The 15,322-nt window shown below is 68.7% G+C and carries 13 protein-coding genes; 4 read left to right on the forward strand and 9 right to left on the reverse strand.

The window, feature by feature from the left end; all coding sequences use genetic code 11:
* The first annotated feature begins 329 nt into the window (after positions 1-329).
* Both ACLBWH_RS01585 and ACLBWH_RS01590 read left to right on the forward strand, forming a co-directional pair.
* The gene (locus ACLBWH_RS01585; protein ID WP_322849109.1) at positions 330-1,043 is read left to right on the forward strand and encodes a class I SAM-dependent methyltransferase; all 714 of its coding nucleotides are present in this window, start codon (positions 330-332) and stop codon (positions 1,041-1,043) included.
* A 169-nt stretch (positions 1,044-1,212) separates the two neighbouring features.
* A complete protein-coding gene (locus ACLBWH_RS01590; protein ID WP_447796282.1) occupies positions 1,213-3,609 on the forward strand; it encodes a DUF3772 domain-containing protein in 2,397 nt (798 codons plus the stop codon).
* Positions 3,610-3,840: 231 nt separating this feature from the next.
* On the opposite strand, the gene ACLBWH_RS01595 is transcribed toward ACLBWH_RS01590, so the two are convergent.
* Both ACLBWH_RS01595 and ACLBWH_RS01600 read right to left on the reverse strand, forming a co-directional pair.
* A complete protein-coding gene (locus ACLBWH_RS01595; RefSeq protein WP_447796283.1) occupies positions 3,841-4,443 on the reverse strand; it encodes an RNA polymerase sigma factor in 603 nt (200 codons plus the stop codon).
* Positions 4,444-4,562: 119 nt separating this feature from the next.
* A complete protein-coding gene (locus ACLBWH_RS01600) occupies positions 4,563-5,264 on the reverse strand; it encodes a TetR/AcrR family transcriptional regulator (RefSeq protein ID WP_447796285.1) in 702 nt (233 codons plus the stop codon).
* A 134-nt stretch (positions 5,265-5,398) separates the two neighbouring features.
* Here ACLBWH_RS01600 and ACLBWH_RS01605 point away from each other — a divergent pair, with 134 nt between their 5' ends.
* A complete protein-coding gene (locus tag ACLBWH_RS01605) occupies positions 5,399-6,778 on the forward strand; it encodes an FAD/NAD(P)-binding protein (protein ID WP_447796287.1) in 1,380 nt (459 codons plus the stop codon).
* A gap of 18 nt (positions 6,779-6,796) precedes the next feature.
* On the opposite strand, the gene ACLBWH_RS01610 is transcribed toward ACLBWH_RS01605, so the two are convergent.
* The 3 genes from ACLBWH_RS01610 to ACLBWH_RS01620 all read right to left on the reverse strand — a co-directional run bounded on the left by ACLBWH_RS01610 (position 6,797) and on the right by ACLBWH_RS01620 (position 11,611).
* Positions 6,797-9,307, reverse strand: coding sequence for a TonB-dependent receptor plug domain-containing protein (locus tag ACLBWH_RS01610; protein ID WP_447796289.1), 2,511 nt, complete (start codon positions 9,305-9,307; stop codon positions 6,797-6,799).
* Between the two features lie 684 nt (positions 9,308-9,991).
* Positions 9,992-10,711: a M24 family metallopeptidase gene (locus tag ACLBWH_RS01615; protein ID WP_447796290.1), complete on the reverse strand. Its 720-nt coding sequence runs from the start codon at positions 10,709-10,711 to the stop codon at positions 9,992-9,994.
* Positions 10,712-10,747: 36 nt separating this feature from the next.
* The gene (locus ACLBWH_RS01620; protein ID WP_447796292.1) at positions 10,748-11,611 is read right to left on the reverse strand and encodes an EamA family transporter; all 864 of its coding nucleotides are present in this window, start codon (positions 11,609-11,611) and stop codon (positions 10,748-10,750) included.
* Positions 11,612-11,694: 83 nt separating this feature from the next.
* On the opposite strand from ACLBWH_RS01620, the gene ACLBWH_RS01625 reads away from it, so the two are divergent.
* Positions 11,695-12,177, forward strand: a complete 483-nt coding sequence (locus ACLBWH_RS01625; RefSeq protein WP_322849100.1) for an Lrp/AsnC family transcriptional regulator — start codon at positions 11,695-11,697, stop codon at positions 12,175-12,177.
* A gap of 4 nt (positions 12,178-12,181) precedes the next feature.
* Here the strand turns inward: ACLBWH_RS01625 and ACLBWH_RS01630 are convergent, their stop codons facing one another.
* From ACLBWH_RS01630 to ACLBWH_RS01645, 4 genes are read right to left on the reverse strand one after another with little or no spacing between them, the layout of a single operon-like run.
* A complete protein-coding gene (locus ACLBWH_RS01630) occupies positions 12,182-12,511 on the reverse strand; it encodes a DUF423 domain-containing protein (protein WP_447796294.1) in 330 nt (109 codons plus the stop codon).
* Entirely contained in the window at positions 12,508-14,274 is a 1,767-nt protein-coding gene (locus ACLBWH_RS01635) for a cation:proton antiporter domain-containing protein (RefSeq protein WP_322849098.1), read from the reverse strand. The genes ACLBWH_RS01630 and ACLBWH_RS01635 overlap by 4 nt, the downstream gene beginning before the upstream one ends.
* Entirely contained in the window at positions 14,267-14,704 is a 438-nt protein-coding gene (locus ACLBWH_RS01640; RefSeq protein WP_322849097.1) for an iron-sulfur cluster assembly scaffold protein, read from the reverse strand. The genes ACLBWH_RS01635 and ACLBWH_RS01640 overlap by 8 nt, the downstream gene beginning before the upstream one ends.
* Complete coding sequence (locus ACLBWH_RS01645) at positions 14,701-15,273, reverse strand: CvpA family protein (protein ID WP_447796296.1); 573 nt, start codon at positions 15,271-15,273, stop codon at positions 14,701-14,703. The genes ACLBWH_RS01640 and ACLBWH_RS01645 overlap by 4 nt, the downstream gene beginning before the upstream one ends.
* Positions 15,274-15,322 lie beyond the last annotated feature (49 nt).

The following is a 15,322-nucleotide window of genomic DNA, read 5'->3' on the forward strand; positions in this document are numbered from 1 at the left end:
GCCGGGCGGTGGTCGAGCACCGCCCCGCCCCGCCGCGGCGTCCAGACGATCCCGGCGTTTGATTCCAAAGGCTTCAGGACAGAGGACGAGCCGCCTGTCAGTTTACCTGTAGCATCGCTTACGGTGAATTTTCGCACAAATCAGCCCTCGCTTACTGCTAGCTGTGGCCGCCGATCGTTAAATCCAGCGACCGACGTAATGCCGATCCGAACCGCTCTATAATGCAGCATAATGCGGTCACCCGCTTGCTACACGCCGACCTTTCGGCTGCCGCCGGCATGTAACCGCAACTTTTGCTTGTCGAGCTGCGTAAAGGATGGTGCAACCTCATGCCCAATGAAATCAATCAAGTTGAATTGGCCAATTTCGTTGCACAATTGGAAAGACGACTGGGCGAAGCGGTTCACGCCTCCATTATCTCCTCTCAAGCTGCCATATTGGCCTATCACGCCGGCACGCAACAACTTCCGATCCTGAGCTTCGCCGGCAATTCGCCTCCGACGCTGCCGGAAGCCGTTATGGAGAAAGCGACCCTTCTGCCAAATCGGGAAACCCTCATCGCGAGATTGCCGAAGGGCGGACGTGGCGTGGAAGTCGGCACACAACGAGGCGCCTTCGCAAAGCATATGCTTCAGGTCGCAGAGCCAGCACAGCTCCATCTCATCGACTCGAATTACACCCTCTTCGACAAACTCTGGTTTGAACCTTACGTTTCATCGTCTCAGGTTATCCTCCACGAAGGCATATCGTGGCTTGTTCTCGAAGATTTCGACCGCAGCAGTTTCGACTGGATATATATCGATGCCGGCCATGATTATGATAGCGTAACAAGAGATATCGCTGCGGCTTGGGACAAAGTGAGGCCGGGCGGCTATCTGATATTCAATGATTTTACCTCATGGTCGCCACTTGAGATTATTCCTTATGGCGTCATGCAGGCAGTATGTGAATTTCTGATCAATCACGCGGATGATTTCGCCATCGCCTGGTTTGCTTTCCATCCACAAGGCTATCACGACATAGCTCTGCGTCGTGAAAAGTAGAGGCCCGGAAACGTCGATGCAGAGCCGCAGCGCCTGACGCTCGCATTTGCCGGCGAGAGAAGCAGATCGGGTGCTTCAGCGGCGTACCGACGGGGTTGTTGCGTTATCGCGATCCGCTCGCTTTGTTACGTGTCTGCCCGTAGACCGGCGTGATTCGACGGAGGGCGTGATGACGGCATTGGTGTGGAGGTGGTGGGTGGCAATGCTGGCGCTGGTTGCGCTGGCGTTTGTCTTACCAGCCGCCGCGCAGACCACGCCGGTCGAGACCGCGAGCCGGCAGCTCGCCGGGGCCGAGGTGGCGCTCGATACCGTCGACAAGGCGCTCGACGGCAAGGTCGATCGTGAGACGCGCGGCACGTTGCGCGATCAGGCGCTGGGCGCGCAGAGCGACGCGCGCGAGGCGGCCGAACAATTGCGCAGCCAGCTCGCGCTGGTCGATGCGCGCATCGCCGGGCTCGGGCCACCGGTCGCCGGCGTGGTCGAGGCGCCGGACATCCGCGCCGAGCGCCGCGCGCTGGCACAGGCACGCAGCGCGCTCGACTCCAAAGCGAAGCGCGGGCAGCTCGTCGCGGTCGAGGCGGGGCAGCTCGTCACCGAGATCGACGAGACGCAGGCCGAGGAGATCAACCAGCGGATCGCGGTACGCACCCCCTCCCCGCTGTCGCCGCATTTCTGGAGCGACATGTTCGCCGCATTGCCGCGCGACAGCCGGCGCGTGTCGACCTTCCTCGGCCGCGAATGGGCGCAGATCGACATCGGGCTGCGCAGCGGCTTTCCGATCGGCGCGCTGCTCGGCACGCTGCTGGCGCTGGTGATGCTGATCCCGGTGCGGCAGTTCCTGCGCCGGATCGGCCAGCGCTATCTGATCGCCGACGCGCCGGGGCATCGCGTGCGGCGCTCGGCCAACGCCCTGTGGCGGGTGCTGATCGGCACGGCGATGCCGATGGCCGCCGCCTTCCTCTTCGTGCAGGGGCTGCGCTGGTCGGCGGTGCTCGCGCCGGCGTGGAACGCGCTGGCCGATGCGCTGGTGCTCGCGGCGGCGTTCAGCGGGTTGACCGCGGCGGTCGGCGCCGCCTTCCTGATGGCGCGGCAGCCGTCGTGGCGGGTGACGACGCTGACCGATGCCACCGCGACCGCGCTGCGCCCGGTGGCCTGGGCGTTCGCGACGCTGACCTTCGTCGTCATCCTCGTCAACCGGTTCAACGTCACCGCCGGGGTCAGCCCGACGGCATTGCTCGGTACGCAGGTGGTCGAGGTGATCGTCCACCTTATCCTGATCGCGGGCACGCTGGTCATCATCGGCCGGCTGCGCGCGGCGGAGGCGGAGGACGGCGAGAGCGAGGCGGAGGCGGCGGCAAGCGCCGGCGTCGGGGCGATCACGCTGGCGGTGTGGCTGGTCGTCGCCGGCGCGGGACTGGCGCTGCTGATCGGCTATGTCGGGCTGGCGATCACGATCACCCAGGCGGTGATCTGGGCGACGTTGCTGGGGGTAAGCACCTATCTGTTGATGGTGGTCATCGACGATGTCGCGACCAGCCTGTTCCAGCGCGACGGCCGCGTCGGGCTGACGCTGCGCCACGGCATGGGGATCAGCGGCAGCGCGGTCGACCAGTTCGGCGTACTGCTGTCGGCGGTGCTGCGGCTGGCGGTGATCGTCGTCGCGCTGGGGCTGCTGCTCTATCCGTTCGGCGCGGGCTTCGGTTCGTTCCTCGACCGGGTCGGCGGGCTGGCGCGCGGCGTCGAGGTCGGCGGCATCGCGATCTCACCGGGAACGATCATCCGCTTCGTCGCGGTGCTCGCCTTGGGGCTGTTCCTGGTGCGGCAATTCACCGGCTGGCTCGACCATCGCTATCTGCCGAGCACCGACCTCGACAGCAGCGTGCGCAATTCGATCCGGCTGGTGGCGCGCTATCTTGCGATCGCGCTGGCGGTGGTGTGGGCGCTCGCCTCGCTCGGCATCGGCATGGAGCGGATCGCGCTGCTGCTGTCCGCTTTGTCGGTCGGCATCGGCTTCGGCCTGCAGGCGATCACCTCCAACTTCGTCTCCGGGCTGATCCTGCTCGCCGAGCGGCCGATCAAGATCGGCGACCTGATCCGCGTCGGCACCGACGAGGGCGACGTCAAGCGGATCAGCGTGCGCTCGACCGAGATCGAGCTGGCGGACCATTCGACGCTGATCGTCCCCAATTCGGAGCTGATCACCAAATCGGTGCTCAACAAGACGCTGGCCGGGCCGATGGGGCGGATCCAGATCCATTTCTCGGTGCCGATCGCCAGCGATGCAGACCGGGTGCGCGCGATCGTGCTGGAGACGTTCGTCGCCGAGCCGATGGTGCTCGACGCGCCGGCGCCGGCGGTGCTGATCGACGGCATCGGCGACGGCCGCATCCTGTTCAACTGCCTCGCGCATGTCGCCAGCCCGCGCAGCACCGGCGAGGCGCGCAGCAACGTGCTGCTGACGCTGCTGCGGCGGATGCGCGACGAGGGGATCGAATTGGGGACGGTGCCGCAGCGGGTGGAATGGGTGGCGGTGCCGCCGCCGCTCGGGGATGCGGGGGCGGGGTAAGCACGGCCTGGGACGCGAGGCCCATTGGTCCTTCCACAGCCCCTCGTAGTGGCACCCGACATTCGGGGGTCTATCAGATAATTCCTCCCCCGCCAGGGGGAGGTGGCATGCCGAAGGCATGACGGAGGGGGAGGTAAGCGACACGCCTGTTCCGCGTCCTCCCCTCCGTCACGGCTTCGCCGCGCCACCTCCCCCTGGCGGGGGAGGAATTTCACTAGTGTCGATTTACCCCTAGCCGATCATCCCGGTGCCGGCGTGCTTCCAGCGGCGATAGCCCTCGCCCAGCGCAGCCGGCGGGGGGAGCGTCGCCGGGGTCGGCGCGGTGCCGGCGAGGCGGTCGATCACCGCGGCGCGGGCGCGGAAGACGCGGCTGCGTACCGTCCCCATCGGCACGCCAAGGCGGACCGCGGCCTCCTCGTAGGACAGGCCCTCCTGCGCGACGAGGACCAACGCCTCGGCCTGGCCGGGGGTGATGCTGTCGAGCGCGGCGTCGAGGTCGGCGAGCATGACGCCCGATTCCTGATCGGCGGGGGTCACCAGCCGGTCGTCGTCGATATCGGGGTTCCACGACACGCTGCGGCCGCCGCGGCGGCGGTCGCTGAGGAACAGGTTGCGCAGGATGCGGAACAGCCAGGCACGGAAATTGGTGCCCGGCTGGAAGCGGGTGCGGGCCGCCCAGGCGCGCGCCATCGTCTCCTGGACGAGGTCGTCGCCGTCGCCCTGGTCGCGGCTGAGGTGGCGGGCATAACGGCGAAGCGACGGCAGCACCGCGTCGATCGCGGCGATGAAGCCGCGTTCGGTGAGCACGTCGGGCGGCAAAGCGGCGGTGGTCATGCGGTTCATCACTCGACACGAGACAGACTGGACGGGCGCGGGGACGAACGGTGTCGGCGCGGGCGTCGCGAGCCCATAGAGGCAGGTATCGAACGATTACAATACTGACCGGTTCCTTTTTATTTTGCGGTGCAGCATCCCGGCAACACCGGCGCGTAGAGCCGCAGGAAGACGTCGAAGCGCGCCGCGAACGCCTGATCCTCGCACAATCCCTCCAGCGCGACGTCGGGCGCGACGCTGTAGCGCATGCGGTTGACCGGGCCGGCGAGCAGGTCGAACAGCATGTTGACCATCCCCTCGACATCGCCCGCGTCGAGCCGGCCCTGCGCCTGCGCGGTGGCGATCGCGCTCTTCATCGGCGCCATCAGCATGACGTGCCATTGCTGGCGGCGGCGCGCGAAGGCGGCGTCGGTGAGCGAGGCGTGGTCGATGAAGATCGCCAGTCCGACGTTCTCGGGCTTGAGCATCATGTCGAACATATGGCGCGCGAAGGTGCGCAGGCTGGCGATCGGTTCGGCGACGCTGTCGGCGGTGTCGCGCGCGAAGGCGTGGATCTGGTCCATCTTGTGGCGGATCGCGGCGTCGATCAGCGCGTCCTTGCTGGGAAAGCGGCGGTAGATCGTCTGTTTGGTGACGCCGATGTCCTGCGCCAGCGCATCGATCGACAGCGTCGCGTAGCGCGCGTCGCGCATCGCCGCGATCGTACCGTCGAGGATCAGCGCCTCAATCGCCTGCGCCTCCTTGCGGCTCGGCCGGCCGGCGCGACGCTGCGCGGCGCCGCCCGCGCTCGCCCGCACCCCGTCATCCGTCGTCACCGTCATCCGCCCGAGTCCTGCTCCGTTTCCGTCGTCCCAACCGTCGCCACCATGGCCACCGTCCCCGGCGATGTCCACCGCCCGCCCGTTGCCGCAACGGCACACAGCGATTAGGGGGCGGGCTTGCAGGAGACAGGCCAGTGACAGCGACGACCGACCCGACCCGCGCCGGCGATCACGTCGCGATCATCGGCGGCGGCTTTTCGGGGACGCTGCTCGCGATCAACCTGATGCGCCACGACGGGCCACGCGCGACGCTGATCGAGCGCCGTCCGACGCAGATGGCGCGCGGCGTCGCCTATAGCGCGGCGCACGAGGAGCATCTGCTTAACGTCCGCGCCGGCAACATGAGCGCGCTGCCCGACGATCCCGGCCATTTCGTCCGCTGGCTGGAGGCCAAGGCGCTGGGCGACGCCAAGACCTTCGTGTCGCGGCGGATCTATGGCGCATATCTGCGCGAGATGCTCGACGCGGCGGTGGCGGCGCATCCCGGGCGACTGACCCTGGTCGAGGGCGCGGTGGTGGCGCTGGCGCGTGACGCGGGGGGCGTGACGCTGACGCTCGACGCGGGCGCTGCGATCGCTGCGGACGTCGCGGTGCTGGCGATCGGCAATCTGCCGCCGCACACGCCGCCCGGCCTCGACCCGGCAAAGCTGCCCGACGGCTGCTATCGCGCCGACCCCTGGGCGGGCGACATCACGGCGGGCCTGGGGCCGGACGATGATGTGCTGCTGATCGGCACCGGGCTGACCGCGATCGACGCGGCGCTGCTGCTGGAGGCGGCGGGGTTCGGCGGGCGGATCGTCGCGGTCTCGCGGCGCGGGCTGGTGCCGCGGCCGCATGCCGATACGCCGCCGCAGCCGGGCCTGCGCGAGCGGCCGGCGGGGACGCTGTCGCATCTGGTGCGCCACGTCCGCAGCCGCGCCGCGATCGTCGGCTGGCGCGCCGCGGTCGACGAGCTGCGGCCGATCACGCAGATGATGTGGGGGGCGGCGGACGCGGCGACGCGGGCGCGATTCCTGCGCCACCTGCGGCCCTATTGGGACGTGCATCGCCACCGGCTCGCGCCGGCGGTGGCGGCGCGGGTCGACGCTTTGTGCGCCGCCGGGCGGCTCCGCTTCGCGGCGGGCAAGCTGGCGGGGGCGAGCGCGGACGGCAGCGGCGCACGCGTGCGCTGGCGGCCGCGCGGGTCCGACGACGGGGTCGAGACGCGTGTGGCGCGGATCGTCAATTGCACCGGGCCGCAGGGCGATCTGATGCGCTCCGACGAGCCGCTGCTGCGCGACCTGCTCGGCCAGGGGCTGATCCAGCCGGACCCGTTGCGGATCGGCCTCGACGTCGATGCGCAATCGCAGGTGATCGGCCGCAACGGGATCGCCGACCCGCAATTGTTCTGCATTGGCCCGATGACCCGCGGCGGGCTGTGGGAAGTGGTCGCGGTGCCTGATATCCGCCAGCAGAACTGGACGCTCGCGCGGCGGCTGGCCAATGCGCAATGGGTGGGTGGCGAGGGCCTGTAGCCCCCGCCCCCTGCCCTCCTACCAGTTGAGGCCGGCGCGGGCGTAGAGATAGCGGCCGTTGAAGCCGAACGGCGAATAGGACGGGAAGCCCAGCACGCCGGTCGAATTGTTCGCCGCGATCGTCCGGTCGGGATAGACGTCGAACAGGTTGCTGACGCCGAGCCCGATCTGCGCGCCCTTGGGGGTGGCGTAGCGCAGTTCGAGATCGGTGATCGCATGCTTGCCGGTATGGACGTCGCCGCTGGCCAGCGTTCCCGGCTGGTTGACGTCGCCGTAATAGGTCACGCGGGCGAGCGCGCCGATCCGGTCGAGCGACCAGTCGATCTGCCCCGTCACCTTCTCGCCCGGCGTGCCCTGTTCCAGCGTCAGGATGCGGCTGCGCGCGAACAGCGTCGGCGCCGGGTCGAGCGTCGCGGTCGAGGTCGGCACGCGGGTCACGTCGACCTTGTTGACGTTGCCCGCCAGCGTGAGGTCGAACGCACCGACGGTGTCGGTCGCCAGCCGGTAATGCGCGACCGCGTCGATCCCCTTGGTGGTCGAGGCGAGGCCGTTGATGAAGAAACGCGCCGCCGCGGCACCGGTGTTGGTCGAGGCGAGCAAGCTGGCGATCGCGGTGTTGACCGCGACCGATTGGGCGGCGGAGGTCGTGATGTTCTCCGACAGGCCGATCTGATTGCGGATATGGATGCGATAGGCGTCGATCGTCAGGTCGAAGCCACCGGCGCGGATCACGGTGCCGGCCGAGAAATTGGTCGACTTCTCGGGTTCGAGCGGCAGACCGCCGAGCGCGGTGCCGACGGGGCTGGTCGAGGGATAGGTACCGGTCAGCACCGGCACGCCGTTGGTCACCACCGAGGCGATCTGGGTGAAATATTGCTGCTGCAGCGACGGCGCGCGGAAGCCGGTCGAGGCGGTGCCGCGCAGCGCGAACCACGGCGTGATGTCATAGCGTGCCGAAGCCTTGCCCGTCGCGGTCGAGCCGAAGTCCGAATAATCCTCGAACCGGCCGGCGAGACCGACGAGGAACTGGTCGGTGACCTGCGCCTCGAGGTCGAGATAGGCGCTGCCGTTGCGGCGGCTGCGCTTGGTCTCGTTAAGGGGCGAGAAGCCGCCGAAGCCCTGCGCGCCCGGCGTTGCATTGGTCGTCGTGGTCGGGATACCGGTGACCGTACCATCCGCCGGATAATCATAGGATGCGCGCTCACCGGCGAGGATCTTGTAGCCTTCGCGGCGTCCCTCGACGCCGAAGGCGACATTGAGCGACTGGAAGACGTCGAACTGACGGGTGACGTCGAGGCCGGCGACATATTGGTCGTAGATCGTCGCGCCGTCGTAGAAGTTGCGCGGCGTCGCAGTACCATAGGCATAATTCGCCGAGTTCAGCGTACGATAGTCGATCCGGTTGCGGCCGTAGCTGAGCGAGAGATCGATATTGAAGCCGCCGACGTCGCCGCGGATGCCGGCTGCCGAATTGATGTCCTTCGACTTCGTGTTGATGATCGGCAGGAAGCCATCGGGATAGCCCGCACGGGTGAGCAGCGCGAGCGCGGCGGCCGACGCGGCGGGGGTGACCGACACCACGCGCGGGAAGGCCGCGCTGCGGCTGTCGCGGTCCTGATAGCCGCCGAAGGCGTAGAGCTTGAGGTTGTCGGTCAGCGAAGTGCCGGCGTTGACGAAGCCGGTATATTGCTCCACCTCGGGATCGCCGTAGCGGCCGGTGACGCGGCGCGGCGACACGCGGGTGTCGAGGTCGGCGCGGTTGGTCGGCTGGCGCTTGGAATATTCGCCCGACACGGTGATGAAGCCGTCGTCGCCGAAGCCGATGCCCTGCCAGGCGGTGGCGGTGACGGCATGTTCGCCTTTCACGTCGCGGCGGTTGTTGGCGGTGTCGACCTGCGTGTCGTAGAAGCCGTAGGTGACCGAGCCACCGCCGCCGCTACGCGCCTCGCGCAGGCGCAGGTTGATGACCCCGGCGATCGCATCCGAGCCATATTGCGCCGAGGCGCCGTCGCGCAGCACCTCGATCCGGTCAAGCGCGACGGTCGGCACGGTATTGAGATCGACCGCCGCCGAGCCGCGGCCGACGCTGCCGTTGGTGTTGACTAGCGACGAGGCGTGCGCGCGGATGCCGTTGATCAGCACCAACGTCTGGTCGGGCGACAGGCCGCGCAGCGTCGCCGGGCGGATCGCGTCGGTGCCGTCGGTCGCCGACGGACGCGGGAAGTCGATCGACGGCGCGATCGCGGCGAGCGCGCTCGCCAATTCGGTCGTCCCCTGCCGCTGCAGGCTGGCGCCGCTCAGCACGTCGACTGGCGCGACGCTGTCGAGGCGGCTGCGCCCGGCGGTGCGGGTGCCGGTGACGATGATGTCGTCGCCCTCATTGCGCTGCGCCGCGGCGTCGGCGACGGGCGCGGCCTGCGCGGGTTCGGCGACCGCGGGGGGCTGGTCCTGCTGGGCGGGCGCGGGTGCGGCTTGCGCCGCGAGCGCGGCGGAACTCGCCGCGAGCAGAAGTTCGCTGATGATCGTCACGATGACCCCCTATATTCGGTCCGTATTCGCTGCGCTGTTGCGCGTGCGGTGCAGCATAGCCGATCAAGCCTATGACTAAGGGCGAAGAAAAACTTTGCGGTGGGTGAGGCTCGGGCGGGGGATGCGCCGTCCCGCGCCGTTCGTCCTCTCCGCCAACGCGGAACCCCTCATGCACCCCGGCGAAGGCCGGGGCCCAGCTGGGAAACCCGTCGTAAGTGACCACGAATGTCACCCAACCGGGCCCCGGCCTCCGCCGGGGTACGGCCTCGATACGGCACGTGCCGACCTTCGCAGAGATCTCGCGACAGCCGAGGCAATCGAAACACGCTATCGCCGACGCGGCGTGTCCATGGGTCCCGGCGTTCGCCGGGATGACGATCTCTCCAATCCGCGAAGGCTGTTTCCCACCAACGCTGCGACGCCGTGATCGGGTTTCGCGCAGAGGCGCAGAGGACGCGGAGGACGCGGAGGTGTCGCGTCCGTCGTTGCGACGATGCGCCCCACGAGCCGTCGAGATCGCAGGTCAAATTGCGTCAAACACTACTCCTCCGCGTCCTCCGCGTCCTCCGCGCCTCAGCGCGAAAAATTCCTACTTCTTCGAACGATCGACATCGCTCCGGAGGCTTGAGACGGGAGAACCGAACGCAAAAGCCGAACCCGGCAAACGACCATCCATCGATCCAGTCACCGCCCCCCGCTGCGCACCGGCGCTGACCCCCGCGCCAGCCGCTCGTAGAAGCCGCCGAACGCACCGTCGATGGTGACCAGATGCACCTCCAATATCCAATAGCGCCGCTGGCCGAACGCGTCGGGATCGCTCAGCGGCAGCGGGTTGGCCGGGCTGATGTGATGCGCCTGCCGCTCGCCGGGCAGGCGCGCGTGCGGGAATTCGGCGACGATATGCCCGGCGATCCGCCCGCCGAAGCGATAGCCCGCAGCCGCCGCACAGGCGCAGGCATGGTCGTACAGCGCCGCGCCGGTGATGTCGGGCTCCGCCGCGAGCCGTTGCTCGATCAGGGCGAACTGGCGCGGCAGTTCGGCGACGAGCGCGTGTTTGGCGGGATCGTCGCCGACCGCATAGCTCCGCCCGACATCGGCCTCCCAGGTGCCGAATACCGGGCCGAGGTCGAGAAAGACGATATCGTCCGGCTGCACCGTCGCGATCAGCGGATTGTCGGCGGCGATCGCCAGCGTATTCGGGCCGGCGCGGACGATCCGTTTGTGCCAGTCGCGCGCGACGCCGAACGCCTCGCGCGCGATGCCGCGAATGTCCTGTTCGATCTCGCGCTCGCTGCGCCCCGGCCGGATCAGCCCGCGCGTCTCGATCACCTCAAGCAGCGCGAGCGCCCGGTCCTCCGCCGCCAGCAAGGCCTCGAAGCGCGGGTCCTGGGTTTGCATCGTCATGTCCATCGCTCCACCCCCGATTGATCCCAAAGCCGCCTATCGCTCGCTCGCGGCGATCATGCCGATCGATGCGGTCATCACCATCGCGATCGCGCCCCATTGCGCCGGCGTCAGCGTCTCGCCGAGCAACGCCGCACCCGCCACCGCCCCCACCGCGGGCTCAAGGCTGAGCAGCACGCCGAGGCTGTGCGCCGGAATATGTTTGAGCGCGACCATCTCCAGCGAATAAGGGATAGCGCTCGACAGCAGCGCGGCGATCAGCCCCAGCCCGATCCACGCCGGGGTCAATAGCAGCGCCCCCGCGTGATAGATGCCGATCGGCACGACGAACAGCGCCGCGCTCGCCATGCCGAACGCCACCGCCTGCCCCGTCGGCAGATGGGCGGTCCGCTTGCCGAAGACGATATAGCAGGCCCAGCCAGTGGCGGCGCCGAGCGCGAACAGGATGCCGACCGGATCGAGCGCCTGCGCGCCAACGCGCAGCGGCAGCAGCAGCGCCAGCCCAGCCACCGCCAGCGCCGCCATCGCGACATGCACCGGCCGACGTGCGTGGAACAGCGATACCGACAGCGGCCCGAGGAACTCGATCGCGATCGTCGGGCCGAGCGGCAACGTCCGCAGCGCCATGTAGAAGCACAGGTTCATCGATCCCAGCGCCACGCCGTAGCGCACGATCCGCGCCGCATCCCCGCGCGCGAGCCCGAACCGCCATGGCCGCACCAAAGCGAGCAGGACGATCGCCGAAAAACCGACGCGATAGGCGCTCGTCCCCTCTGCACCGACCAGCGGAAACAGGCGCTTGGCGAAGGACGTGCCGACGCAAAAGGTCGTGATCGATGCGGCGAGCGCGGCATAGGGCAGCAGGCGGTGGGTCGCGCCGGGTTGAAAGCGGGTCGTCATACCCGTCTTCTAGCGGCGGCCGCGCGACGGCGGTCGCTCGATTCCGGTGTCGCGTGACGGATCGCGGCGTTATTTGGCGGAAGATGACCGAATCCGTTACGCTCGATCCCTTCGACCACCGGCTTCTCGACCTCGTGCGGCGTGATACTCTCATGCCCGCACGCGTGATGGCCGAGCGGATCGGCCTTTCCGAAAGTGCCGTGCTGCGCCGGTTGCGGCGGCTGCGCAGCACCGGCGTAATCGTCGCCGACGTCGCGATCGTCGATCCCGGCCGGCTGCAACCGTCGATCACCATCCACGTCCTCGTCGAGCTGCATCAGAGCAATCTGCGCGCCGAACAGGCCTTTGCCCGCAAGATGCAGCAGCGGCCCGAGGTGATCGGCGCCTGGAACGTCACCGGCCGGACCGACTTCCTGCTCATCGTCGCGGTGCCGACGATCGAGGCCTATCAGCATTTCTCCGACGCGGTGCTCGCCGCCGACGACGACGTCCGCCTGTTCGAGACGCTGGTCAGCCTGCGTGAGATCGTCCGCTACGACCCGACGCGCGGCCGCCCGCTGGTCTGACGGCTCAGGCGCCGCGCAGCGACCACGCCAGCCACAGCCAGCCGCCGATCAGCAGCGCGCCGCCGATCGGCGTGATCGCGCCGAACCAGCGCGGCGCCCCCAGCGCCATCAGGTACAGCGTGCCTGCGAACACCGCACCGCCGACGACGAACAGCCATGCCGGCCCGCGCGCCTCGCAGCGCAGCGCGACCAGCGCCGCCACCGCATGGATCAACTGGTAATGGCCGCCGGTCTTGAGCCATTCGACCGCCGGCCCGCTCGCGCCATGCGCACCGAACGCGCCCGCCGCCACCGCGATCGCGCCCGACAGCGCTGCCAGTATCGCCACGATCATCGCGGATCATTCCCCCATGGCTGTTGCTCGGCGACCATCGACCGCGCCGCGCGGATATCGCCCGCCTCGATCTGGATGCGCAATCGCTCCTTGTCGCGCGCGCGATAGGCTTCCTCAGCGCGATCGATCTCGGCGCCGGCGATGCCGAGGTCGCGCATCGCGACGCGCGCCATCTTCACCGCCGATTCGAGCACCTCGCGCACGACGAACACGCCCGATGACTTCTTGAGCTTGACCAGTGCGCGCCGGTCGAACGCACGCACATAGATGGCGGCATCGGGGAACGCCTCGTGCACCCCCTCCAGCGTATCGGGCTCGATCTGGTCGCCGTCGATGCAGAACAGGATCAGCTCCGCCTCGGCCGCGCCCGCCTGCCGCAACAGGTCGAGGCGGGTGCCGTCGCCGTAATAGACCTTGGCGCCGAACTCGCCGGCGATGTCGATCATCTCGATATCGCGGTCGATCAGCGTCACCGGGATCTTCTGCGCGAGCAGCATCTGCCCCACCGTCTGGCCGAACCGCCCGTAGCCGACGATGATCGCATTGGCGCCGTCGGCCTTGGGTCCGTCGCGCGCCTGGTCCTTGGCGACCGGCTCCTCGCGGAAGCGGCGGGTGGCGCCCATCAGGAACGGCGTCGTCGCCATCGACACGGTGATGATCGCGCCGAACAAACTCGCCGCCTCGGGCGCGACGAGCAGGCCCTGCTGCGCCTGCGCGAACAAGACGAAGCCGAACTCGCCGCCCTGGCTGAGCAGCACGCCGAGCGCCAGCGCGCTGCGCCACGTCATCCGGAACGCGAGGCCGATCCCCATGATAACAGCGGTCTTGGTCGCGATCAGCGCCAGCGCCATGCTCGCCACGAACAGCGGCCGCTCGGCGATCGCGTGCAGGTCGAGCATCATGCCGACCGCGAGAAAGAACAGGCCAAGGAGGATCGAGCGGAACGGCTCGACATCCGCCTCCAGCTCGTGCCGGTACGGGCTGTCCGCCAGCATCACGCCGGCGATGAACGCGCCCAATGCGGTCGACAGGCCCAGCGCCTCCATCACCGCCGCGCTGGCGATGACGGTGAACAGCGCGGCGAAGACGAACATCTCGCGCTCGCCCAGATTGCCGATCAGCCGGAACAGCGGCCGCAGCACGAACCGCCCGGCGAGGATCAGCCCGCCCACCGCCGCGACGGTGTACAGCGCCAGCAGCCAGCCCGGCGGCCCGCCGGCATCGGCGGGGTTGCGGCTCATCGCCGCGACGATCGTGATCAACGGCACGATCGACAGATCCTGGAACAGCAGGATCGAGAACGCCCGCTCGCCGAACGGCGTGCGCAGCCGCCCCGACGATTGCAGCAGCGGCAGCACCTGCGCGGTCGACGACAGCGCCAGCGGCAGCCCGAGCGCGAGCGCCGCGGTCGGCGAGAAATGCGCGGCGCCCCAGACGACCGCGGTGATCGCCAGCCCGCACACCACCACCTGGATCAGCCCAAGCCCGAAAATCTCCTGCTTCATCCGCCACAGCCGGGTCGGGTTGAGCTCCAGCCCGACGATGAACAGCAGCAAGGTGATGCCGAGCTCGGCGACCCCGATCTTCGCTTCGGCATCGCCGACGAGGCCGAGCAGATGCGGCCCGACGACGGCACCGGCGACGAGGAAGCCCAAGGTCGCACCCAGCCCGAGCCGCCGGAACAGCAACACGAAGCCGAGCCCGAACCCCAGCAGGATCACCCCGTCGCGCAGCATCGACGCGCCGCCCGCCGCCTCATGCATGCGCATGCGCCTCGCGTGCCGCCAACGCCGCCTCGGCCGCCGCCTCGAACGCCAGCCGGATCGAGGGATGCCGCGCGGTATAATCGAGCGCCGGCGCGAACACGTCGAGCCCCGGCCAGTCCGGCAGATCGCCCTCGCGCGCCAGCCACCCGGTCAGCGCATCGCGCGCCGCCGCCAGTTCCTCGGGCGTCTTGCCGAGGATTTCGCGCGCGAGCAGCGACGCCGACGCCTGCCCCAGCGCACAGGCGCGCACCAGCAGCCCGACCTCGCTGACCCGGCCGTCGTCGCCGACGCCGACGTCCACCGTCACCCGGCTGCCGCAGATCGGCGAGCGTTTTTCCGCACTCGCCTGCGCATGGTCGAGCCGCGCATGATGCGGGATCGACGCCGCCAGCCGCAGGATCTCGGCATTGTAGAGAGGCGTGGTCATTTCAGGCTGCTCGCATTGTCGGAGGCATCGTCGGATCGAAGGCTCTGCCGCGCGCCGAACACCGGCAGGCCGCGCCGCCGCCGGTCGACGAAATCGGCGATCCCCGCGCTGGTCGCGTTGAGCAGGTTGTAGCAGCGCGAATGCGTCATCCAGTCGGGCCGCTGCGACGGGCCGCCGCGCGCGGTATCGACCAGCAGCGCCGCGACGAGAAAGCCGAGGCTGGCGATGATCAGCCCCTTGAGCGCGCCGAAACCGAAGCCGAGCGCGCGATCGACCGGCCCGAGGATCGACTGGCGCGTGCGTTTGCCGATCGCATTGGCGACGAGCTTGCCGCCGACATAGGTGCCGCCGGCGATCACCACGAACGCCGCCACCGCCGCGCCCGACGCGGTGCCGATCGTGCCCGCGAGCTTGGCGGCGAGCGCGACGTGGAACAGCTTGAGCATCGCGACGATCGCCACCCAGGCGAACAGCGACAGCACTTCGGTGACGAAGCCGCGCTTGAGCCCGAGCAACGCCGCACCCAGCACGGCGACGAGAACGATGATGTCGAGAGCGGTCAGCGCCATGCCAAAGGGAATAGGGATGCGCGGCCGGAGGCGCTAGTCCTTGGTAGTG

Source organism: Sphingomonas sp. M6A6_1c (assembly GCF_053345135.1).